Source organism: Exiguobacterium sp. SRB7LM (assembly GCF_015712685.1).
GTDB lineage: Bacteria > Bacillota > Bacilli > Exiguobacteriales > Exiguobacteriaceae > Exiguobacterium > Exiguobacterium profundum.
In genome coordinates, this window is the sequence record NZ_VWVR01000006.1 from 1,588,261 (window position 1) to 1,611,702 (window position 23,442).

Annotated in this window: 25 protein-coding genes and 1 other annotated feature; of the genes, 11 read left to right on the plus strand and 14 right to left on the minus strand. The window is 50.7% G+C overall.

The genetic code is table 11. From position 1 onward, the window contains the following. Positions 1-72: 72 nt before the first annotated feature. From F3H97_RS08875 to F3H97_RS08895, 5 genes are all read right to left on the minus strand, one after another. Complete coding sequence (locus F3H97_RS08875) at positions 73-2,748, minus strand: autotransporter outer membrane beta-barrel domain-containing protein (RefSeq protein WP_196431130.1); 2,676 nt, start codon at positions 2,746-2,748, stop codon at positions 73-75. Positions 2,749-3,499: 751 nt separating this feature from the next. Next, on the minus strand, positions 3,500-6,133 hold the full coding sequence (locus F3H97_RS08880) for a S8 family peptidase (protein ID WP_196431131.1): 2,634 nt from the start codon (positions 6,131-6,133) through the stop codon (positions 3,500-3,502). Between the two features lie 111 nt (positions 6,134-6,244). Further along, positions 6,245-6,691 carry a hypothetical protein gene (locus F3H97_RS08885; RefSeq protein ID WP_196431132.1) on the minus strand — a complete coding sequence of 149 codons (447 nt, stop codon included), beginning with the start codon at positions 6,689-6,691 and terminating at the stop codon, positions 6,245-6,247. A 51-nt stretch (positions 6,692-6,742) separates the two neighbouring features. Then, positions 6,743-8,053 (minus strand): Ig-like domain-containing protein, encoded by a 1,311-nt coding sequence (locus F3H97_RS08890; protein WP_196431133.1) that lies wholly within the window; start codon positions 8,051-8,053, stop codon positions 6,743-6,745. 173 nt (positions 8,054-8,226) lie between these two features. After that, a complete protein-coding gene (locus F3H97_RS08895) occupies positions 8,227-8,601 on the minus strand; it encodes a nuclear transport factor 2 family protein (RefSeq protein WP_230872836.1) in 375 nt (124 codons plus the stop codon). Between the two features lie 169 nt (positions 8,602-8,770). Here F3H97_RS08895 and F3H97_RS08900 point away from each other — a divergent pair, with 169 nt between their 5' ends. Both F3H97_RS08900 and F3H97_RS08905 read left to right on the plus strand, forming a co-directional pair. Further along, positions 8,771-10,996 carry a C40 family peptidase gene (locus F3H97_RS08900; protein ID WP_230872837.1) on the plus strand — a complete coding sequence of 742 codons (2,226 nt, stop codon included), beginning with the start codon at positions 8,771-8,773 and terminating at the stop codon, positions 10,994-10,996. A 12-nt stretch (positions 10,997-11,008) separates the two neighbouring features. Beyond that, the gene (locus F3H97_RS08905) at positions 11,009-11,275 is read left to right on the plus strand and encodes a hypothetical protein (RefSeq protein ID WP_196431135.1); all 267 of its coding nucleotides are present in this window, start codon (positions 11,009-11,011) and stop codon (positions 11,273-11,275) included. 49 nt (positions 11,276-11,324) lie between these two features. Beyond that, positions 11,325-11,556, plus strand: a binding site (T-box leader). On the opposite strand, the gene F3H97_RS08910 is transcribed toward F3H97_RS08905, so the two are convergent. Further along, a complete protein-coding gene (locus tag F3H97_RS08910; RefSeq protein ID WP_196431136.1) occupies positions 11,553-12,131 on the minus strand; it encodes a DUF3885 domain-containing protein in 579 nt (192 codons plus the stop codon). (Overlaps the previous feature by 4 nt.) A gap of 44 nt (positions 12,132-12,175) precedes the next feature. Between F3H97_RS08910 and trpE the strand changes: the two genes are divergently transcribed. Further along, positions 12,176-13,507, plus strand: a complete 1,332-nt coding sequence (trpE, locus tag F3H97_RS08915; protein ID WP_196431137.1) for an anthranilate synthase component I — start codon at positions 12,176-12,178, stop codon at positions 13,505-13,507. Beyond that, on the plus strand, positions 13,504-14,079 hold the full coding sequence (locus tag F3H97_RS08920; protein ID WP_196431138.1) for an anthranilate synthase component II: 576 nt from the start codon (positions 13,504-13,506) through the stop codon (positions 14,077-14,079). Before trpE ends, F3H97_RS08920 begins: the two co-directional genes overlap by 4 nt. 3 nt (positions 14,080-14,082) lie before the next feature. Here the strand turns inward: F3H97_RS08920 and F3H97_RS08925 are convergent, their stop codons facing one another. The 8 genes from F3H97_RS08925 to F3H97_RS08960 all read right to left on the minus strand — a co-directional run bounded on the left by F3H97_RS08925 (position 14,083) and on the right by F3H97_RS08960 (position 19,931). Continuing rightward, entirely contained in the window at positions 14,083-14,778 is a 696-nt protein-coding gene (locus F3H97_RS08925) for a ferredoxin reductase domain-containing protein (RefSeq protein WP_196431139.1), read from the minus strand. A 17-nt stretch (positions 14,779-14,795) separates the two neighbouring features. After that, positions 14,796-15,548: an iron ABC transporter ATP-binding protein gene (locus F3H97_RS08930; RefSeq protein ID WP_031422518.1), complete on the minus strand. Its 753-nt coding sequence runs from the start codon at positions 15,546-15,548 to the stop codon at positions 14,796-14,798. Next, a complete protein-coding gene (locus tag F3H97_RS08935) occupies positions 15,545-16,603 on the minus strand; it encodes an iron chelate uptake ABC transporter family permease subunit (protein ID WP_047794929.1) in 1,059 nt (352 codons plus the stop codon). The genes F3H97_RS08930 and F3H97_RS08935 overlap by 4 nt, the downstream gene beginning before the upstream one ends. After that, positions 16,600-17,604: an ABC transporter permease gene (locus F3H97_RS08940; RefSeq protein WP_074035985.1), complete on the minus strand. Its 1,005-nt coding sequence runs from the start codon at positions 17,602-17,604 to the stop codon at positions 16,600-16,602. The genes F3H97_RS08935 and F3H97_RS08940 overlap by 4 nt, the downstream gene beginning before the upstream one ends. A gap of 9 nt (positions 17,605-17,613) precedes the next feature. Next, entirely contained in the window at positions 17,614-18,624 is a 1,011-nt protein-coding gene (locus tag F3H97_RS08945; protein ID WP_031422513.1) for a siderophore ABC transporter substrate-binding protein, read from the minus strand. A 232-nt stretch (positions 18,625-18,856) separates the two neighbouring features. Next, a complete protein-coding gene (locus tag F3H97_RS08950; protein ID WP_196431140.1) occupies positions 18,857-19,075 on the minus strand; it encodes a hypothetical protein in 219 nt (72 codons plus the stop codon). A 5-nt stretch (positions 19,076-19,080) separates the two neighbouring features. Then, positions 19,081-19,368 carry a hypothetical protein gene (locus F3H97_RS08955; RefSeq protein WP_196431141.1) on the minus strand — a complete coding sequence of 96 codons (288 nt, stop codon included), beginning with the start codon at positions 19,366-19,368 and terminating at the stop codon, positions 19,081-19,083. Continuing rightward, a complete protein-coding gene (locus F3H97_RS08960; protein ID WP_159562849.1) occupies positions 19,365-19,931 on the minus strand; it encodes a zinc dependent phospholipase C family protein in 567 nt (188 codons plus the stop codon). The genes F3H97_RS08955 and F3H97_RS08960 overlap by 4 nt, the downstream gene beginning before the upstream one ends. A 116-nt stretch (positions 19,932-20,047) precedes the next feature. Between F3H97_RS08960 and F3H97_RS08965 the strand changes: the two genes are divergently transcribed. The 7 genes from F3H97_RS08965 (at position 20,048) to F3H97_RS08995 (ending at position 23,399) form a co-directional block, all read left to right on the plus strand. Continuing rightward, entirely contained in the window at positions 20,048-20,575 is a 528-nt protein-coding gene (locus F3H97_RS08965) for a TetR/AcrR family transcriptional regulator (RefSeq protein WP_196431142.1), read from the plus strand. Position 20,576: 1 nt separating this feature from the next. Beyond that, a complete protein-coding gene (locus tag F3H97_RS08970) occupies positions 20,577-20,885 on the plus strand; it encodes a DMT family transporter (RefSeq protein WP_074036309.1) in 309 nt (102 codons plus the stop codon). Between the two features lie 11 nt (positions 20,886-20,896). Next, complete coding sequence (locus F3H97_RS08975; protein WP_196431143.1) at positions 20,897-21,229, plus strand: DMT family transporter; 333 nt, start codon at positions 20,897-20,899, stop codon at positions 21,227-21,229. Then, the gene (locus F3H97_RS08980) at positions 21,226-21,585 is read left to right on the plus strand and encodes a nuclear transport factor 2 family protein (protein ID WP_196431144.1); all 360 of its coding nucleotides are present in this window, start codon (positions 21,226-21,228) and stop codon (positions 21,583-21,585) included. Before F3H97_RS08975 ends, F3H97_RS08980 begins: the two co-directional genes overlap by 4 nt. A 69-nt stretch (positions 21,586-21,654) precedes the next feature. Then, positions 21,655-22,254, plus strand: a complete 600-nt coding sequence (locus tag F3H97_RS08985; protein WP_196431145.1) for a short chain dehydrogenase — start codon at positions 21,655-21,657, stop codon at positions 22,252-22,254. Positions 22,255-22,372: 118 nt separating this feature from the next. After that, on the plus strand, positions 22,373-22,837 hold the full coding sequence (locus tag F3H97_RS08990) for a hypothetical protein (protein WP_196431146.1): 465 nt from the start codon (positions 22,373-22,375) through the stop codon (positions 22,835-22,837). Between the two features lie 106 nt (positions 22,838-22,943). Further along, positions 22,944-23,399, plus strand: a complete 456-nt coding sequence (locus F3H97_RS08995; protein ID WP_196431147.1) for a hypothetical protein — start codon at positions 22,944-22,946, stop codon at positions 23,397-23,399. The last annotated feature ends 43 nt before the right edge of the window (positions 23,400-23,442 follow it).

A 23,442-nucleotide genomic window follows, 5' to 3' on the forward strand; every position in this document is an offset into this window, starting at 1 on the left:
TCAAATGAATAATATTATATTTGAAAATAAAAAAACGCCCCATCAAATGATGGGACGCTAATCAGTAAATTATTATTTTGTAGCTGTTACCACAGTTTTAGCTTCAACTGTGTTTGTAGCGATGTCAGCAATGTTGATAGTAGCATCAGCCATTGCAACAGTCAATGTTTGGTCAACATTGTAATCAGCAACTGTTAAGACAACTTTGTTGTCGTTAGCAGTTCCATCAGCAACAGCAGTTACTGCGAAGTTAACACCGTTGACTTTAACAACGAAGTCATCTTGTGTATTAGCTGCATCGACAACTGCAGCTAAGTTTTCGCTGAACGTTACTTCGACTGTTGTTGAAGTAAGTTTCTTAGCAGAAACCAATGTCGGTTTAACATTGTCAATCAATCCGCTGATTACTTGGTTACGTGAAGCTGTATCAAGTTTCGCACCAGCTTCAGATACAACGCTCGATGATACTGTAAGAACTGCATCTTGCGAACGTGCGATTGTTCCAGCAGGAAGTTCAATCTTCACTTGTTGTTTCGAACCATCGAAGTATGCGATTGTTCCAGCAGGAAGAGCTTTGTTATCTAACTTGTAGTTAGAAAGATCGATAGCAGAGTTTGTCATCGGTGTTCCGAAAGGAAGCGTGATAACATTTGCTGCAGCAGTTGCTGTTACAGCAAAGTCAGTTGTTGTACCTGTAGATTTTGTGAACGATACAACAGTAGAAGAAAGATCGTTACCCGCCAAGTCTTCAACAGTACCCGCACCTAATGAAAGCGTGTAAGTTCCAGCGTTAATAGCGCCTGCTGTTTGAATTGCAGTCGATTTAACTTGGAGAATAGTGTTAGCTCCGTTAGCATCAGCAACAATTGTTGCACTTGTAACTGTACGACGGATACCGTCTTTATCAGTCAAGATAATGTTACCTTGAACAGGGTTTTGGATCACTTCGTTAAATTTGATGTTAAAGACTTCATCAACAGTTCCGGTTGCATCTACATCAACGATTTCGTTGAAACGAGTTTCAACCACAGGACCTGCTGTATCTTTAGACAATGTCACCGATTGGTTAACTGCATCACCGACAACATTATCAGAAACAGCTTTGAATCCAGAGATGTTCAAAGCAAGGTTAACAGAAGTTTCGCCAGTGTTATAAAGCAATACTCCACCGTTGTCAGCAACATCTACGTTCCAAACTTTAGCATCGCCAGTTGCGTTCACTGTCGTATCAAGGCTAAGACCATTTTTCTTAGTAGTTACTGTTGGAGCTGTAACTGCTTTGTTGAAAGTGATTTTGAATGTGTTTTCGTCAACTTTTTCAACTTTGCTTACAGTTGGAGCTACAGTCACGTTAGAAATTGTGAAATTCCCAGATGTGAATGTTGTAAGGTTTGGAGAAGCTACACCGCCAGAGTTAACGTTAGCAATATCTTTAACGTTTGCAATCTGAACTGAGTAAGTTCCGTTAGCAAGCCCTGTCGCTCCACCTGTGATAACCAATTCTTTAGAGTATGGTGAAAGAGCAGATAAGTCTGCAGAGTCTACAACAACTCCATTAACTTTTACCAAACCGACTGCAGAAACATAGTCGTTGAATGTAACTTTCAAGTTGCTACCGTCAACTTCAACTTTTTCGATTGTCGCTGCTGAGTTATCAACGAATGTGAAAGTCTTAGTGAAGTCATCAGCAAGTGGTTTCAAGTTTGTGTCAAGGATTGCTTTCTTCACTTTGACAGAAACATATGCGCCATTACTTAATGCAGATCCATCAGCAAGAGTAATTTTAACTTTTGTAGGATCTTTTTCATCTACAGCTACAGTATAATCAGCCGCCGCTAGTGCAGCACCATTGTTAACTGAGATTTCATAGTTTGCTTTGTTTTCAGCAGTAATCTTATCGACAGACTTGTTGAATTCAACAACATGGTCTTTACCGTTAATCGCCTTAACGTCTTTAACCATTGGCGCTTCAACAACAAAGTTCATAACGTCAGTCTTCACTTCGCCTGAACGGAGGATAAATGAGTGGTTACCTGCAGGAAGTTTACCAGACTTAACTGAAAGTTTGCCATCTTTCACTTCTGCTTGAACAGCTGGAAGAGCTGCGTTCATGTCGCGGTTAGCGTACACAACGAGTTCAACTTTTTCGCCGTCTTTGAGGTTTTTCACGTCAGCAGTTACTGAGAGAACGTCGTCCATAACTTCGCTCTTCACTTCAGAAAGTTCTACTTTCGAAGCAACTACTTTGTATTTAACTGTTTTAGTTACAACGCCGAATGCTTTGTTAGAGTAAGTGAATGTTCCTTCGAACTCTCCAGCTTTCTCAGTTGAGAATCCTTTGTAAGTAACAACTTTGTTGTATTTCACGCCGTCTGCGAAGAGAACTGGCTGAATACGAAGACCTGATGCAGGAACGCCTTCTTCGAGGACGATTTCTTCAGGTTGGATATCTTGTGCGTGGTTCAAGACGCGAAGTTTTTTCTCAACGCGGATGCCTTGGCCTTTTACAAAACCTTTAGCAGTTTGGAACACGCCAAGTTTGTTCATGTCGACTGACGATTTGTACCAGTAGATCTCGCTACCTTTGTACTCTTTGTCAAGTGCCGCGTCGAGGTCCCCGCCGCGTACGTAGTCCGATGAAAGTTGGACTGTTGTTGATGCTGCGTCTGCTGTGATTGCAGGCGCTACTGCTGATGCTGCTACTGCGAACGCTGCCGCTGCAGTAACGAATTGTTTCTTCTTAGCCATCTGATGTAAATCCTCCCTTAGGTAGATAGGTTTTTCTACCGTCCTCGCCCAACCGATCTCGTTCGGAGTCATGTATCCATAACAATGAATAAAGTACTAATGATTATGTAACCGACTCTTCTTTAGACCGGGCGTTCTCCCCCGGTAGAAGTCTTTGCAAGAATCATCTTGAACAATTTACCAAGACTGTTCTTGGAAAACCTTACATCCATAATATACATAACACTTCCAAGCGACACAAGCGTTTTTTTTCGCAAAAATGGTAACGTTTTTGAATTTTGGAGATTTTAGTTTAATTCATTTTTGGATTTACCTTTTTTGGAAATGTCGAAACACGTCGATTTTTGTTGATTTCATGCGTTTTTGGCGGAAATAATAGTTGAAAACCATTTTTATACCATTAATTACCTTTAGTATTTAATTTACATTGATGATTCTCAAAGTCCAATGTTTACCTTAGTTATTTCCAACCCATAAAATCATTGACCTGTTTAACAAAACCAAAGTTATCCAAAAGTAACGGGTATGTTCCATTTTAGGCATCTGCGCCTCTCGTTTCAACCTTCTCTCGTGCCGTGAGGACTTTCGACCCACCCGATTACAGACGAATCGCATCCTCATGACGCCCTTTTCTCTGTGAGATCCACTTTTCCATCATTCGAACCTTGTCAGGCCATCTCGCCCGTGGCATTCACTCCATACAAAGAGACGGATATGCTCATCGGCATACCCGTCTCCCGGTGTAACTAGCTTATTTGACAATCGCACGTGTCATTTGTCCGGCACGGCCGTTCAAATCTTCCACGTGGACGTAGATTGATTCTCCTTTACGGAGTGCCCGCGTCTTAACGCTGTACGTGCCGTCCGGACGGATCATCGCCGTCCCGAACAATTGACGCTGCGCATTGCGAACGACAACCGTCATACCCGGTGTCGCTTTACCAGACACTGCTCTCGCGCCAGCACGGAGCGTTGTGACCGCTGGACTAGCCGGACGTTTGCCCGCCGCCACGATCAACCGTTCCGTCGACTGATACTTGCCGTTCGTGTAAACGACGCGCAAGACTGTCCCTGCAGGTTGTGGTTTCATCTTGAACGATGCGACCGCTTGCTTCGCCGTCCCGCGTCCGACGACTTGATCGCCATTATATACGGAGACGACCGTGCCAGACTTCACGTTCACTTTGAAGTTTGCCGCATTTTCCGCCACGACCGCACGGTTCGCGTTCAAACGGAGCATCGACTCGGCACGGTGAAGGTTTACCTTCCCGTAACCGCCTAACACGTCGTAATATGCCACTGGTAACGTGAACTCGACACTCATGTCTTCAAATGCCCACTCGTCTTCCTCATCCACCGGTACTTCCGGCACATCTCCGCCTGAGAAGGCGACCGGGTCAGCCGTCCGTTGCAAGAGCGTACGGATCGACTCGACCGAGAGGGTCGGGTGTTGTGATTTCAAGAGGGCCACGACGCCAGCGACGTGTGGAGTCGCCATGCTCGTGCCGTCCAAATAAACGACATTCCCATCTGGGACAAGGCTCGCGATTTTCGAACCTGGTGCCACGACATCGACGCCGTATCCGAAGTTCGAGTAATCTGCGACGATTCCGAGCGAGTTCGTCGCTCCGACCGAGATTGTATACTTCGAAGAGGCCGGATAAGATACTTCCGGTTCACTTTCGTTCCCCGTCGCCGCAACGACGACGACACCGCGGTCATAGGCATACTTCAACATGTAACCGATTGTACGACTTTCGCCGCCACCGAGACTCATGTTGATGACTTTTGCTCCAGCATCGACCGCATATTTGATTCCGAGTGCGATTTGATCCGTGTCACCCGTCCCGTCTGCTCCGAGCACTTTGACCGGGAGGATCGATACGTTCGGTACCATCCCGCGCATCGAGACACCGTTGTCTCGTACTGCCCCGATGACACCTGCCACGTGCGTCCCGTGACCGTTCTCATCGCGAGAGCTTCCATCCCCGTTCGGGTCCGTGAAGTCTTTTCCGTTCGCGACATCGACTTTTCCTTTAAAGTCGAGCAGACGATCATCCACGCCTGTATCGAGTACGGCTACTTTGATTGAACGACCTGGAAGGCGGAGTGCCTCATAGCCTTCTAATCCGACACCCGCATACTTCATCGGTTGAAGGACTGATTTTTCATTGATTGCCCATTGATACTCATAGCTCGAATCTGTCGCAAACGCTTTGTACGTCTGGACTGGCTCGATGAACTCGACGTTCGAATCAGCGTTCAACGTCGCTTTCGCTTTTGCTTGCATCTTCGTGCTTGCCGACTCGACGTCAACGAGCGCGAAATAGTCTCCCGGACGACCGATCGAGATACGCTCTGCCGATACATCCGTCATCGCGTTCATCTTGCCGATCGATGTCGATGGTTGTGATTTGTATTTGACGATATAACGCGGTGTATCCACCGTTTGAAGCTCCATTCCAATCTGTGCGAACACGTCTTCCACCGTTGAACCGGCGAGGCGTGTCATATCGACCGATGAAGCCAAGTCATTGACGTCCGACTTGATTCCGCTCGGTACGCTTGATTTGACCAAGGCGTGCATGCGGTTGATTGCAGCCGCTTCATTTTTCGAGATAGTGTGACTTTCTTTGTTGACGAGTGACGTGATGAGCGGACGTAACGTTTGAAGGTCCGTCAACGCCTCTTCGCGTTTCTGTTTGTCGAATGCCAACTTGCGGACGAGGTACGGGGACGACTTGTAGTAAAGTGCCTCCAATTGACGTCCTTCTTTCGATCCACCAAGGATCTCTTCTTGCAGGCGACGAATCATATCGAGCAACCCGCCATCTTCTGGCATCGGGAGCAACGATTCGACCGGACACATCGTTCCGTTTCCTTCTTCATACTTCACTGGGAGTTTCACTGATTTATAACCAAGTGAGACATCTGCTGCCGTCGGTGGAATCACCGCGCCCTCTTCATCGATTGTCTCGAGTGGCATGTATTCCACTTTAATGTAATACGGACCTTCCCATGCGTATGGGAATTGGATTTTTGCGACTGACGTCTCTGCGTCCGGAGAAGCGCTCGCCCGGTAGCGATCGAACGTCTCATCGGCCGCTGCCGTCTCAGCGCTCGGATAGACCGAGATGTTCGTCACGGCAGACGCTTCCATCGCAATCTCCATATGTGTCATAGCTGAAGCTTCTCGCTCCATCTTGAACCAATACGTGTTCACCGGATCTGTCCCTGTCGTGAAGTCGACAGTCTGTCCTGGTGTAAGTAATGTGGCCCCGCTCACATCGGCCGCGCCAGCTGCCATCGTCCGCATTGGGACGAGCGACACGACGAGCGCAAGGACCGATACAAATGCAACGAGGCGTTGCAAAGCTTGTTTCATACCTTTTCCCTCTTTTCTTAAATAGTGAAGCACTTGGCTCCACGTTGTTCTACGTTATTTATCGGTTTATGTTTCAAAAATGTAACAAAAATGTTTCGACAAGATGTCGACTCACTCGTCGAATGATTGCTCGTTGCTCAATTTCTTGCGTTCGAGCACGCGATAATTGGCTTCATGGTCGGTCCGGTCAAAGAAAATCCCGGCGACTTTGATGAAGCGAAAGTCGACCTTGTTGCCGTATCGGTCGGTGTAGTCGATCTGCTCGATGCGTAAATAGCCATGGTCTTCCGTCGCGCTCGAGAACTTCTCGAACTTGAACTGGCGATCGATCACGTAATAGAAGCGACCTTCTTCCATGAAATAGATTTCCTCTACACCGTACTCGTGTTTCATGTAACGCTCCGTCGAGTTCTCACTCACGATGTTCAGCATCGTCATGCACCAACCGAGGAGTAATAATAGAAGAAATGCTTTCATCCACCACATAAATCGATGCGACGAGACGGGTGTCACCGGCAGTGGTTTGAGCGAATAAATGAGATCTCGCCTGTCTTTCATGTTGCAACTCCATTCACCAAAAAGACCGGTGTCTCCACCGGTCCTAAGGAATTAGTATCCTGCGTATTGAAGCGATTGGATGAATGCGCGTTTCTCCGCACCCGATAAGTTGAACTCGAGGTCGTAGTCCGTCCCTTGGACCATGACCGTGATCCGGTTTTCCGGACGGACGTACTTGTCGACGAAGCTGATGAGTTTCGCATCTGGCTGGAACAAGTATGACTCTTCGACCGAGCCGTCCTCATACTCTTCATAGTAGACTTCGTAATCGTTGATGTTTTGCGAATAAGTCGCACGACCGACACGGAGCGTCAACTTCTCGAATCCAGCGACCGAGCCATCCTCCGTGTAGCTGCTGAGGAGGAAGCCGAGGCCCGACTTCGACGGATGTCCTACGAAGAGTGGCACGAACGTGTCCGCGTATTTCGTCGTCGAATCTGCATAGAAGACTTCTTTATGAACCGTCAACTTCATGTCTTCCATGTAGACACGATGGAAGTTGTTGTAGAGCGCGTGCTGTACTGTGATTGTCTTCGATTGGCTGACGTTGCCAGCGCCGTCACGGATGACGAGTGACATCTTCTGCCCCATCGATTGACGTGGGATCTTCACGATGAACTTCCCAGTCGACATGACCGGTGCCGTGTATGACTTCGTGCCAATCTTGACGATGGCCGTCGCATACGGTTCGGCTTTTCCGAAGACGCCGTATGATGCCGCCGTCACGGACTGTGTCAATGTCGCCGTTCTCGGCGCGACGCGGTCTGTGTAGACGCTACGTTTCGAGACGTCGCTCGTCGCGCCTTTCGTCGAGATCGTCTTCGCCGAGAGCCATGAGTAGGCCGGTTGCGGTGCGATGCCACGACGGTAGAGCCCGTTTGCATCGAACTTTCCTTTATACGTGCTGCTGCCGATCGAGAGCTCGACATATTGTCCCGGCTCCCCGACGACGCGTACTTCACGTGACGTCTCCGTCAACGGTTTGATGACTGGTGCGTCTGGACGTGCGTTCGGGTCTTCGGCGACGATGGCACGCGTCGTGTCACTCACGTTGCCGCTCGCGTCGACGAGACGGACGTCGATGACCTTGCCGACCGACTGTGGTGACATCTTGAAGACGGCCTCGCCACCTTCGAGGATTGTACGGACGTATGTCTTGCCGTTGATCAAAATCTCCGCTTTCGCAGCCACTTCACCAGTGATCGTGAGTGCTGTCGACGTGTGGAGTGGTGCCGATAATACCGGTGCGTCAGGAGCAGTCACGTCTTCCGTCGTCTCTGCGTTGACGATTGTCGAAGGCGCGATACCTCCGAATGCGAGTGTGGTAGCTAGGAAAAGTGCTGCATATTTCGGTTGTTTCATAATAAGTAGGGTCCCCCTCAAGAATAATGACAATCGTTTACAAATTTATTATAATCTGTCCTTTTTCAAAAGGGTACATATTTTTTTCTAAAATAGGCATATATTTTTCAAATTCACATTTCCTTCATTTAATAAAAAAGACACTCCATCGATTCGGAGTGTCTGAACGCTTATTAACCTTCGTTGATCATCGTCGCTTGTCCGCCTTGCCATAACCAGACGCCATCTTCTTTCACATAAAGATGAAGCATCCAGAAGCGACCTTCGTACGCGTTCGTGCCGAGAATGAATTTTTCCTCGAACAAGAGTTGGACGACGGCGAGGTCACCGCGTACCGTCTCATCGAACGTGACCGTGTCCTGTGCGATCCATTGAATCGCTGTCGGGTCGACGAACTGGTCTAAGAACGTCTCTTTATCGAACTGACGCCCGCTCGAATCGACATATCGGAACGAGTCGTGCATGAGCGCCCGCATCGCGTCGAGATCGCCGGCTACCTGATGGGCCGATCGGTCGTCAGAAAGTTGTTTCATGTTGAGTGTCTCCATAGTTGTCCCTTCCTTTCCCCGTCCATCATAGCACAGATGGTCGCAAACGAACGAGTGGAATGCTGAGCACGGATTCCTTCAATCATTTCCCTTTTATCGAAATAAGCAACCTTTTTCATCTCCACTATGTATATACTAAAAACTGTAAATTTCATGAATCGAGGTGGAAATGTTGAAACGAATCTTCAGTTTGCTCTTTCTCTTTACCTTCTATTGGACACTCACCGCTCAAGCGGTCGGGTCTGAGGCCATGCTTCGTGCCGGCACGACTCTCTATGCCGATCCAGAAGAAACGGTCGTCCTCTTGGTCACAGACCAAGCGGAGCGTGTGGATGTCCATGAGGTGACCGAGACCCATACGTCCGTCACCGTCGCTTCACAAAAAGGATTCGTCCGAAACGACGCCTTATCATACGCTGTCACCCGCTACGTCCATACGGAGACGGATGCACGCGACGCTGCCGGAAATGTAGTCGCAACACTCGCCATCGGAACAGCGGTCGACGTCTTCGATATCGAAGGCGACCTTCTCCTCACGACGGACGGGACATATGTCTCCCGTGACGCCCTCGGAGACACGATCCCGGCGACAGTGACCCGCTACGCAAAAGAGGGAGCGACCCTCTCGTCTTCACCAGATGGTGGAACCATGACTCCACTTGAAGCCGGTCAAACCTTGAACGGTCTCCTCATCGACGGACAGATGCGTGTCAATCTAAATGGAACTGTCGGATACATCCCGCTCTCGATGACAAATCGAATCCCATTCAAGACGGACTCGCAATTCGTCTTGACGACATCCTCTTATATGAATGAGGACGGAGAGATCGTCGGGACGATTGCCCGGGGCAAACGAGTAAGCGTATATGGGACAAATGGCTCGATGGCCCGCCTTTATCAAAATGGCATGTACGTGTATATGAAGCGAGACGCACTCGCTGCCAAGATGCCCCGCTACGCTAAAACAGGGAGCCGTTATGCTCAAAAAGAAACATCAATTTATTTAGACACAGACAAGAAGCAAGTCGTCGGTTCACTCAAGCGGAGCCAACTCGTCAGCATCTATGGGACAGACGGTCTGTTCACCCGTGTCTATTACAACGGACAATATGTCTTCATCGAATCCGCATCGCTTGGGACGACGGAGCCACCTTATCTTAAAACCGGACAACGGTACATCACGAAAAACACACCGGTCTATGCTCGGACGATGAAATCATCCAAGACGAACTTGTCCCTGAAACGGGGACAGCTCGTATACATCTATGGCACCCGTGGAAGCTATACCCGCATCTTCACGAAAGGGAACTATTACTTCGTCCCGACGAGCGTGACGAGTACGAAAAAACCACCTCGCTTCGAAGCGACAGGGAAACGATACAGCCGTTATAACGAGGTCGAAGTATATGCCTCGACCTCAATCGCGAAACAAGTCGGTTCATTGAAACGAGGTCAGCTCATCGAGACATATGGGACGAGCGGCTACTACACGCGCATCCGATTAAACGGAGCCTATCGCTATGTCGCGACTGGCTACCTCGCTGTCTCGAAACCGACCGCGAAGCCGAAGGTAGGAACGGTCTTCTATACACAGTTCAACGGGACACCTTACTTCTCGGCTGACGTTGCGTATGGTCGTCCGGCCGGCACTCTGTCCCGTGGGACGAAACTCGTCGGGCTCCGCTCGATCGATGCCGACTTCTGGCACGTCCGTCTTCCGTCCGGGAAACGCGTGTACGTGTTGAACCCCTATATCGCCGAAACGAAACCGAAGGCGATTCAACCGGCGAGCGTCTATACGGCCGCCCACTATGGGACGACGAAGAAGACGCCGTTCTACGCCAACCCGAACGACACCCGTCCGATCGGGTATCTCGATGCCGGTCGTCGCATCTACCCTCGTGGGAAGAGTGGTGACTCGTATCTCATCCAATACGACTGGCGTCCGGTCTACGTCAAGACGAAAGACATTCGTATCAAACGAGATGCCTTGTTGAAGAAACGGGACAACTCACAAAAAGAACGCATGATTGCCGTCGCGGTGAAACATCTCGGGACACCGTACACGTGGGGCTCACAGTCTCCGCTGAACGGCGGTTTTGACTGTTCCGGTCTCATCCACTACGCGACGAATCAAGCCGGTAAAATCGGCGGTCGCACCAACGTGTCAGGTTACTGGCATAGCGGCCATTTCAAGAACAAACGGACGGGTATCACGAGTGGCCGTCGCGGGGACATCGTCTTCTTCGCCGGCACGTACAAATCCGGTCCATCGCACATCGGCATCATGCTCGATGACGAGTTCTTCATCCATGCCGGAGGCGAGATGCTTCAAATCAACTCGATCCATGACCCGATGTGGCGCCCGTACTTCTTAGGGTACAAATCGTTATAAGGAGGATTCTCCATGTTTCACTATATCGATCCGTTCCTATGGCAACTCGTGATTGTCCCAACGTTTACGATCGGACTAGGGGTTGCCATCGCATTGCACTTGAAGCGCTTGTCTATCGCTCCCTTGATCACGCTCTTCTCCTACTTGGGCATGGAGTGGTTCATGTATCGGGGCACCCTCTTCTTCTTTACGAAGTGGTGGCTCCTTCCCCTTTTGGCATTTGGGATCACGTTCACATTCATCGGGAAACGTCAGGTGGGGCACGCTTCGGTCAAATGATGCTTGACAATGCATCTTTATCCCGTTAAAGTAACGATAACATTCATACGAACTCGCGATGAGAAAGAAGAGTAGCGCGAAGGGACGTCTTCAGAAAGCCGGTGGTCGATGCGAACCGGTGTCGTGCCTTGCGTGAATGGGCTTTTGAGCGTTCAGACCGACATGTAGGCTCTGACGGGTCCTCCCGTTATCGGGGACAGCGAATGATGGTTCGCGATGAGTGGGAAGACAAGGCGTCTTTCAACGAAGGTGGCAACACGGGGAATCTCCTCGTCCTTCATGTCCGATTGGGCATGCGGGACGAGGAGATTTTTTGTTTGAGCGATTGGAGGTGGGCTGGTGACGTACCACGGATATACGCACCGCGGTCATCGTATACGAACAAGACGTGACCCTCTCGTTCGTGGATGAACTGAACGAACGGATACGTTGTGAACTCTCCGTTCAAACGAGGCTTCGATTTTGTATAAAAATCTTGATAACAAATCGCCTCGAGGAGTGGTCGCACACGGATTTCGGACTTGTCTGCTACCGGCACGGTGAACATCCATAACGGTTCGTCATCGAACGTGCACGATGTGGCGGTCGTCTTGAAGCGCACCGATTTGTCCCGGATATAACGGAACAAGAGGGTCGGTTTGACGGGCTGTCCATGTACATGCCAAACGATTCGGATGGGGTCGCCCTCTTCGAACAACGCATCAAACAATTGCTGGGCATGTCGAACGACTGCCTCAAAATATTCAAGATTCAGTTCATAGGATTTGATATCAACGTAAGGTGACAGCGTGTCCTCGAGTTCGATGTGCTCGGTCAACGCTTCACCTGAAAATTGGTCAGGTCGTAAGACTGACATCGGCATATCCCCTTTCTATTACCCATTATAAGGAGGTTCTTTCAATGCAACAACGGATCATCAATGGTGACGAACTCACACCGGTGGCAATCTTCCACCGACTACAAGGTGAACGAAAGGTATTACTCGAAAGTCGCGCGGAAGGCAAACACGGTCGCTACTCCATCATCGCGGCGAACCCGGTCGAGACGATCCGAGTCGATGGGAACGACGTGACAGATGCAACAGGGACAATTTATGCAGACGACCCGCTCCACGCCTTATCCGAACGCATCACACGTGACGACTTCACTGCACCGTACCCGTTCATCGGCGGTGCCGTCGGCTATATCGGTTATGACTTGCTTCGGGTGTATGAACCGATCCCGAACACGCCGACCGTGACGCGTGATTTGCCGGACGCCCTCTTCCAACGCTATGAGACGGTCGTCTTATACGACCACCTCGAGGAACAGGTCATTCTGATCGATACGAGTGAGACGGATGCGACGATGCGACTCGAGTCCATCCGTGAACAGCTCGAAACACCGGAGACACACGCCCTCGAACCGGTCGTCCGGACGAGCGAGCACATCTTGACGCCGAAGGACAAATTTATCGACCGCGTGCTCCAGGCGAAAGAGGCGATCCTTGCGGGCGAGGTGTTCCAACTCGTCTTGTCGCAACGAATCGACGCGACGTTCACCGGGGATCCGTTCCACTTTTACCGGACGCTGCGGAAACAAAATCCGAGTCCGTACTTGTTCTACATCGACCTCGGGGAAGCGATCGTTCTCGGTGCTTCTCCTGAAAGTCTCGTCCGGGTCGAGAACGGCAAAGTGACGACGAACCCGATCGCTGGGACACGCCCTCGTGGGAAGACCGTCGAGGAAGACATGCGTCACGCGGAGTCACTCCTTCAAGACGAGAAGGAACTCGCCGAGCATCGGATGCTCCTCGACCTCGGACGAAACGATATTGGGCGGGTCGCCAAAGTTGGCACAGTCACCATCCCGAAACGCATCGAGCTCGAACGATTCAAAAACGTGATGCATCTCGTCTCCGAAGTCGAAGGTGATTTACGTGACGATGTGACTTCGATCGATGCGCTCCGTGCTTGTCTTCCGGCCGGGACCGTGTCCGGAGCTCCAAAGATTCGGGCGATGCAGTTGATTGACGAGCTTGAGACGGTGAAACGAGAAGTCTACGCCGGGGCGGTCGGCTATCTCGACGTCCGGGGCGGATTCGACTTCGCCCTTGCCATCCGGACGATGGTCGTCCAAGGTGACACGGCCCACGTCCAAGCCGGCGCCGGCATCGTCTATGACTCAGACCCGGTATCGGAATATGAAGAAACGCTGCATAAAGCCAAATCCCTATTGGAGGTGTTCGCATGATTCTCCTCATCGACAACTATGATTCGTTCACGTATAACGTCTATCAAGACGTCGCCCGCTTCAGTGACGTCTGCGTCATCCGGAACGATGAACATAGTATAGAAGAAATCCGTCGTATGAACCCGAATGGCATCATCCTCTCCCCCGGTCCCGGTGGTCCAAAAGATGCCGGTGTGTCGCTTGCGGTCGTGCGAGAACTTTCCGGCTATATTCCGATTCTCGGGGTCTGTCTCGGCCATCAGGTCATCGCCGAGGCGTTCGGTGGGGTCGTCGGACGGGCAAACGAGGTGATGCATGGGAAAGTCTCACGGATCAATACGGTGCCAAGCGTCCTCTTCGAAGGGCTATCGATGGACGTCATGCGCTATCACTCGCTCGTCGTACAAAAGACCGAACTGACGGTCACGGCCGAGACGACAGACGGTGTCATCATGGCACTCGAACACCCGACCCATCCGACGTACGGGGTCCAGTTCCATCCCGAGTCGATCGGGACCCCGGACGGACGTGGCATCTTCGAACGATTCGTCAAGTTGTGCACGAAAAAACCGGGGCACGTGTCCCCGGTTTGAGTATCAACCTAAAAAGTCTTCTCGTTGAAAATCATGCTTGTCGATCTTGATGTTGTCACATGCCACCCCGTTCGACCGGAGCACCTGGATCGTTTCACGCAACAACTCATCACTACCAACGATATAGAACAAGGCGTCCTTGTCGGATGCCATCATCTCCACGCGTTCGTAGTAGTCTTTACGACTCGGCACGAACTCTGACGTGAAGTGCTCGTTCGATTCGAAGACGTCACCGAACAGATACGCCTTCGACGAATCGACGTTCAACGAATGGAGATGCGGGACACCTTCCCCGTTCGCCAAGTACTCGAGGACGACCGGACGGAATGTCGCGAGTCCGACACCCGCCGATAAGAGGTAGACGTTCTTCCCACTCCGTTCGAGCGGGACGTTCGAATGTGTCTTGAACAAGGCAACCTTTTCCCCCGGTACCATGTCACGAAGGATCGATTTGAACGTCGAGCATTCGGACTTGATGCGGGTCGTGATGCCGATTGCCCCTTCGTGCGGCAATGTGGAGATCGACATATGGCGGACGAGACTTCGGTCCGGCTTGTCCCCAGCGTTGAACCCTTCGAGCGCGAGATGCGTGTGCGCCCCTTCCTGCCACGTGAACTCAGGTGGCAAGGCGAGATGGAACGTGTATGTATCCGGTGCCTCGCTTACGACTTTAGTAATCGGTGTCCAGTCAATTTTCATGTGAATTCTCCCTTTCGTTAATACACCGCAATCGGCCCATACGGCCCTTCGATGATTTCCAGTTTCGTCTCAAAAATTTCGGATAAAATCTTCGCGTCCATGATCTCATCGACCGTTCCAAACGCAGCGATCTGTCCGTCTTTCATCGCACAGATGCGATCCGAGTATTTCGCCGCGAAGTTGATGTCGTGGAGCACCGTGACGATTGTCCGTCCGAACTCGTCGGCGACGTGGCGCAAATACTCCATCATCTGTACCGAACGAGCGATGTCTAAGTTGTTGAGCGGTTCATCGAGGAGGACGTATTCCGTCTCCTGACAGAGCACCATCGCCACGTAGGCACGCTGCCTTTGTCCTCCTGAGAGCTCGTCGAGATAGCGGTTCTCGAGCGCGGTCAAGTCGAGGAAGTCGATATATTTCGAGATGATCGCCTCGTCCTCTTTTGTGAGGCGCCCTTTCGAGTAAGGGAAACGTCCGAACCCGGCGAGTTGTCGGACCGTGAGCCGTGTCACGAAGTGGTTTTCTTGACGCAGGATGGTGATGATTTTCGCCAAGTCTTTCGACTTCGTGCTCGATACGTCCATACCGGCGACTTGGATCTGTCCCTCGTCTAAGTTGAGCAACCGTCCGATCATCATGAGCGTCGTCGATTTGCCCGCTCCGTTCGGTCCAATGAGTGAGGTGAACCCGGCTTTCGGGATATCGAGCGTGAGCGGTCCGATGTGGACATCGTCTGTATACGATTTTTTGACTTGTTCGATTTGAATCATAGCGACCTCTTCCTTAGAATGACGGCCAAGAAGATGAGTCCGCCGAACAGTTCGATGATGACGGAGACGACACTTGGCGTCTGGAATATGTGATACATAAAGAAATATGCACTTGTCAGGACGAAGAACCCTAGGGCGAACGCCATCGGAAAGACGTACTTATGGTCATACGTCGAGGCGACCTGATAGCTGAGCGTCGCGACTAAGAATCCGAAGAACGTGAGCGGTCCGATGAGCGCAGTCGAGACGGACATGAGGAGTGAGATCAGGACGAGCGTGTAAATGACGCTCCTCCGATGGTTCACCCCGAACGTCGTCGCGACGTCCTTGCCGAGTGCGACGATATTCAATCGATTCGAGAACAGGAACAAGAGTGTCCCAGCGATGACGACGATCGGGATGACGATGGGAAAGTACGCCACGTCGGCATTCGTCACCGAACCGAACAGTCGTGCCTGCAGGATATCGAACTCGGACGGGGCGAGCATGCGGCGCATGAACGACGACACCGAGTTCAGACCCGTCCCGATGATGATCCCGATGAGCAGCATGAGCTGCAGGTTGGCGTATTTCCCTGACAAAAGCCATCCGTAAAGGAGGAGACTCATCGTCACCATAAGGCCGACCTGTGTCAAGAAGGCGCTTGTCCCCGAGAAACCGATCAACGCCCCTGCCCCGAAGAAGAAGACCATGCTCGTCTGAATCGTCGAATAGAGCGCGTCAAATCCAAGCAGCGATGGCGTGATGATGCGGTTGTTCGTCACGGAGTGGAATGCGACCGTCGCAAGACTTTGACAGAGTGCCGCAATCAACATCGTAACGATGGCGACGATTCGCCGTTCCACGACCGGCACGAATGACGGAGAGTCCATCGGGACCGGATTGTTATAAAGGAGAAGCCCGAGCGCACACAACAGTCCGCCGAGAATGAAGGCACTTAAGAAGAGCCAATATCGCCTGCTCGCCCGTTTCGATTGAAACGCTGAAGCATGACGTTCTTCTCTCAATTCCCCGATTGATACTTCGACACCGTCTCGTTCCATGACCGTACTCATCGAACCCCTCCCTTCTTCCGTTGTCGCATCAAGATCATGATGAAGACGACCGCCCCGACCGTCCCGAGAATCAGTGAGACCGGGAGTTCGAACGGCATGATGATCGTCCGTGAAATCAAGTCACTGACGAGAATCGCGCCCATCCCGACAAGACAGACCCATGGCAGGTTGCTGCGCAAATCATCCCCGCGGAACATCGAGACGAGGTTCGGGACGATGAGTCCAAGGAACGGTAAATTCCCGATGACCGTCGCCACGACCCCGACCGATAAGGCGATGAGCCCCGTCGCCATCATCATGAGCTGGTTATAATTCACGCCGAGACTCGTCGCGATGTCTTCACCTAACCCCGCGAGCGTCAAGCGATTCGCCAGTAAGAAGATGAGTACCGTCACGACGATGATGACCCATAGATACTCGTAGCGCCCGATTTGCACCGAGGCGAACGAACCGACGAACCAGCCCTCGATCGCCTGGCTTGCCCGGAAGAACAGACCGAGGAACGTCGAGATGGCGGAGATGACCGCCCCTAACATGAGTCCGATGATTGGCACGATGAGCGATGAACGAAGTTTGACCGAACGTAAGAACCAGAAGAAGACCATAGTCCCAATGAACGAGAAGACGATCGCCCCGGTCATCCGCATCATGAGGCTCGGTGCCGGTACAAGCAAGTAAACGGTGAGCAGTCCGAGTCCCGCCCATTCGAGCGTCCCCGTCGTCGTCGGTTCGACGAGTCGGTTTTGTGTGATGAGCTGCATGACGAGCCCCGCCATTGCCATCGCCGCACCCGTCAGCATAAGGGCGACCGTCCGTGGGACTCGGGTGATCCAAAACATATCGAAGCCGTCTGTCCGTGACAGATCGTACACCCCGGTAAAAAGCGACAGCACCGCCAAACCGAGGACGATGATTACGGTGAACACGAACGACTTCGTCCACAATCTAGAAAAGGAGGGCTGAGACATCGTCTCAACCCTGGCTGTCAATGGTTTTTGCATGACGGAACCTTACTTCGCGAGCGCTTCCGTGACACTGTTGAAGAATTCCGCGTACGTTTGAATCGATTCGTTCAAGTACGTGTCTTTCGGGGCATAGACGATTTGTTCTTTCGACACAGCCGTCGTCTTTTGAAGCGCCGGTGCGTTGTCGATTACGTCTTCTGCTGGTACTGCGCCTTCTGCGTCACCGAGTGGTGCGTCACGGTCGAGAACGAACAACCAGTCTGGGTTGCTTTCTGCGATGGCTTCGACGGATACTTCGTCACCTTCGTGGTCACCTGTCTTCTTCTCGACTTCAAGAGCTGGGACCCATCCGAAGATGTCGTACATCGGTCCGAACACGCGTCCCGTTACCGGAGCTGAGAACCCGATGTCTCCACCCGATACGATGACCGACATGATTGTATCTTTTCCGTTGTATGCCGCTTTCGCGTCTTCGATCGACTTGTCGAGGTCAGCGACGATGGCTTCAGCTTCTGTGTTTTTGTCAAAGATTTTTCCGAGTGTGAGCGTCGTGTCTGTCAATCCTTTGACTAAAATCTCACCCGGTGTACCTGAATCTTCTGGGATCTCGATGTTCAAATCGATGACCGCTGCTTCTGGTACCAACTTTTTAATGTCCTCGTAGTAATCTGCGAAACGTTGACCGACGATGACGACGTCCGGGTCAACTCCTGCAATCGCTTCTAAGTTCGGCTCGAAGTGCATGCCGACGTCCGCGATGTCTTTGTCTGATGCATATGGCGACTCTGCTGGAAGGAGTCCGATTGGTGCCGCCACCAAGTCGATATCCCATGCTGCCAATGTTTCAAACGTCCGGTTATCCAGGGCGACGACCTTCTCCGGGTTGACCGGTACCTCGATTGTGCCATGTGCGTCTGTAATTTCGACCGTCTCTGTCTTTGTTGCGCCGTCGACGTTTTCTTCTTTCTTCGTCTCACTCGTTCCGCCACATGCGGCGAGTACGAAGACGAGCAACGTCAACATGAGTGAAATCTTGAATTTCCCCACTTCATCCATCTCCTCTGTATGTAAGTTTCAATGATCCTCCCACCAAAAACGAGCCGCGTTGGTTATGTATGTCTAGTATCGCGTTCTCGTTATCAGTGATAATGATTATCATTGTCGTTTTCATCAAGTAGCATAACAAACAAAATGTGGATACGCAATGCCAAATTGACAAGATTCGGATAGGAAAAATTTCCTTTCTATAGATGCACGCATAAAAAAAGAAAGTGGAAGGTCCACTTTCTCAAACGAAGTAATAGATTATGCCATCCGTAAAATAATCGAGAGCCTCAAGTAACGTGAAAAAGATAGAGACAATCAAATAGATGATTCGTTCATCGCGTTCTAAGCGTCTCCAAACAAACAATACGATAACCAATCCGATTGGTCCGAAAATCAGACAACCAATCAAAAATGGAACTGCTTGCGCCACAAAAGGTAATTTTTTCTCGTTCTCAGTCATTCAACTTATGCCTCCGAGATCCCGTTTGCCAACAGCAACAAGAAAATCCAAATCGACAACGGGATCATCAACCCGATTGTCGCAAGAAGCGTGTAAATTTTTATGATTCGATCCTTCGTGAACAGACCCCATATCAACGTGGCGAACAAGGCGATGTCAATCGCGAGATATACCCAAATGACCGTCATCAATTCGAGATTCGGGAATACCCGACCGTTCAAGGTGAAGAAGGTGATCACCGTCAGGATAAATAGTCCGATCGTGGCGTAGAGTGGTGCGTATCGCCTCTTCATACGAGCATCGCCCGCTTCCGTTTGACCATCTCCAGGCAGCGGCGGACACACGTATCGACATAGCCATCCAATTGATCAGGGAGGAACATCGTGTACGTCCCCTCCTCCGTCATCGCCGCGTCCTGCTCGACTTTCTCGACCAGTTCAACGAGCTCTGGATTTCCTTTCAAACGTTCAAAATCGAACGTCCCGAGGCGTTCCGAGAGACGGGCATTGTATGCATCAAAGTCCGCATAATAGGCCGCCTGTTTTGACGGGTCCTGGGTGATGAGCTCTTTCAACCAACCTTTATAGAATCCCTGCAACCAGATCTCATCCGCGACGAGATGCGCGTAATAGCCGAGTCGATATGAGAAGTCTTCCTCCTTGCTGTCAATCCAGTATTGGGAAAGATCTAAACGACGAGATAAATCATCATGGCGTCCTGCGTAGTAATGGGATGCCTCTTTTTCTGTCGTTGCATCCGGTGCGAGACTTCCAAGCAAAAATGCGACCTCATCCACCTCCGACAACGCTGGTAACATCTCATTCGCGATGACGAGATGCATCAAATGTGAACCCATGTCACGCCCCCCTTTTCCCTGATTATTCCATCAATGTTCTATCTCGACAACCCCTCGCAAATTTTGATAGACTAACTTTACCGAACGGTCAGTAAAGTATAGAGAGGTGTGATGGGATGAGTAAAAAACAATTGTTGCTACAGACTGCCGCCCAGATGATTCGAGAAGACGGAATCAGTCAGTTGTCGCTCGAACGATTGGCGACGAAAGCAGGAATCACGAAAGCCGGGGTCCTCTATCATTTCGACAATAAGGCCAACTTATTGCGACAGATGAACGAATTCGCCATCGAGACGTTCGAGAAACGAATCACCGCCCATCTATCGGACGGTCCATATTCGTTTACCCGTGCCTATGCACTGGCGACATTGGATGATGTCGATCACGGAGATATGGACCTCGTCGCCGTCTTTATCTCCTCGCAAGAAGATGCGACGAGCGAGTCGATTTGGAGTGACGTGTCGACCGGTTGGGACGAGCGTTTCGCTGTCGACGGGCCGGACCAGGATGCGATTTTAAAACTTCGCCTTCTCTGTGACGGCTTTTGGTTCGCTGTCTTGTATGGGTATAGCGAATCGTGCAAGGACCGTGCGGCGACACTCATTCGGGAAGCATGTGACGAGTTGCTTCAAGGAGGGTTGTAATATGGGATTCATCTATTTGATCGGGGCCATCGCCTCGGAACTGTTCGGGTCGAGCATGTTGAAAGTGAACGCCACCTCGACGAGCCGTCTCCCAATTCTCGGGGTCGCCTTCGGTTATGGGACGGCGTTTTATCTCTTATCACTTGCCCTCTTCACCATCCCGCTCAGCTTCGCGTATGCGTTTTGGAGCGGGGTCGGGACGGCACTCACGGCAGTGATCGGGTTCGTCGTCTTTCGGGAACAAATCAGTCGTCAAAAAATTGCAGGGATTGGGCTCGTCATCATCGGGCTCGTCTTGATGAAAGTGTGAGGTGAATCGGAATGCAAGCCTATCTTTTACTCTTCTTTTCTATCGGATTTGAGGTACTCGGGACGTCGATGTTGAAACTGTCGGACGGATTCACGAATCTCGTGCCGAGTATCATCCTCTTGGTCAGTTTCGCCGCCTCGTTCACCCTCATGGGCATCGTGTTGAAGACGATCCCGCTCAGTATCGCCTATAGCATCTGGGCCGGACTCGGGACTGTGGCGACGGGACTCATCGGAGTTTTTATATACGGGGAAGTTCTCTCTGCATTGAACGGAATCGGTCTCTTGTTGATCGTCCTCGGCGTCATCGTGATGAATCAACGAAGAGAGGAAGTCGTGACATGAACGAGTTGGCAGATCATCTTCAAACACTAGAAGAAGCGTTATTGACGACGGAGGTCAGGCAGTCGACGGAGCGATTGCGTGAACTATTGACCGACGACTTCTTTGAAATCGGTAGCTCGGGACAGTTGCTGTATCAAGATTGGAATCAGACGACACTCCAGCTCGACCCGATCGAGGCGGAGTTATCCGAATTCACGCTGCATCCGTTGACGGAAGGACACGTCTTCGTGACGTACCGTCTCGTTCAATCGGTATTGAAACGCGAAACACGCCGTAGCTCGATTTGGGTATTCGTGGACGGACGGTGGAAGATGCGATTCCATCAAGGCACGGTCGTTCCGCCAGAGGCAACTTGATTGCCGAACGTCCTCACCATCCGCTACTCTGAAGTGGAATCTAAGCGTGACGAAAGGGGCAGTTTTCACATGAACATTTTACTCATTGGGGCAAGCGGCACGGTCGGTCAGGCCGTCGCAAAAGAGTTGGAGAAAGCACATACGATCATCCGAGCTGGGCGTAACGGGGCGGACGTGCAAGTCGACCTCACTTCCGAAGACAGCATCCGCCACATGTATGAGACGGTCGGTCGGGTCGACGCGGTCATCAGTACGGCGGGCAGCACGCATTTCGGTCCGCTTTCCGAGATGACGCCGGCAGATAATCAGAAGAGTATCGACAGCAAGATCAAAGGACAAGTCAACCTCGTCCTTCTCGGGCTCGATCATGTGAACGATGGTGGTAGCTTCACACTGACGAGCGGAATCTTGATGGACGACCCCATCAAAGAAGGCGCATCGGCGGCACTGGCGAACGGGGCCATCAAAGGATTCGTGACCGGTGCGGCGATCGAAATGCCACGGGGCATCCGCATCAACAACGTCAGTCCGAACGTCCTCGTCGAAGCACTCGATGCGTATGGTCCTTACTTCCGTGGTTACGAGGCGGTACCGGGTGAACGGGTCGCCCTCGCCTATGTGAAGAGTGTCGAAGGCGCGCAGACTGGACAAACGTACGAAGTATATTAACAACGAAGCATCTCTTCAAGAGGTGCTTTTTTCGTACCTTGCACTTTATTTTGTCTCCCTCGTCCGGAAGATTCCGCTATACTCGGGGCATCTTATGCCCGAGAAAGGTTGAAGTTTCATGAAAGACAAAACGTTTCGCGCCCTTTATCATATCCCTCCTTCTTTCGTCGAACACCCACTCCAAAAGCGCGTCCTTCAGGCGATCGGTCGTCCTCAGGAATCGATGGTCGAGGTCATCTTCCGCGTCGGTGGATTCGGCACGTATGATGTGAGTACGATCACCTGTTTTGAGAGGGGCACCGTCCTTCGTCACATCGAGCGGTCCGACCGATCGATCACCAAGCCCTTTGAATTCGAATACTACGAAGGGGAGGAAGCCAAACAGATGCGTGTGGCGTTTCATCTGCTTGGCACGAATTGGTGGCCAACCGTTTTCGAAGAACTGGAAGGGGTACGTACACTAGATGGCACACAGTGGAGCCTCAGCGTATACACGAACGGGACACTCATTCACGAGCATCATGGCAACAACGCCTACCCGTCCGAATGGGAGCAAGTGACTCGCCTGTTCGGTATTGATTAATAAGATTCAAAAAGTATTAGACCATTTTGATCATATCTTGTATATTGCAATCATTTTCCAAATGATTCATATACAATGTATTAAAAAAAGAATTGAGGATAAGGTCATGTGGAAAAACAAAAAAGTCATATACATTACTGTCTCCTTCGCTTTTCTTGTACTTTGGATAACATATTCAATCAATCAGCCCCCAAAATGGTTCGGACAATCAACGGATGGCAAATGGGAAGCGGACTTCAATAGTGAAGTGACTTCTCCAAAAGGGTATTGGAGCGGAAGAATCTATTCTGAACAGGACCACCGAGTTGAGGTCCAAACGATTGCTTTGAGTAAAAATGGTAAACTCATTCACGATTTAGATGTCAATGAAACCGTAACGAAGAACCAAGAAATTGAGTATCTGTCTACAACCAAAACATTTTCTGATAAACAGGATGAATATGTCGTTCAAGTATCTTGGAAAGATTCTAGTGGCACTTATCAAGATGTAATCCACTTATCTCCTCAAACAAGATATTTTGTTTTGCCGAAAGTCTTATTCGGTTCTCACTTGTCTTACTAACTTTTAATACATAAAAAATGGCTGGATGAAGAAAATAAACCTT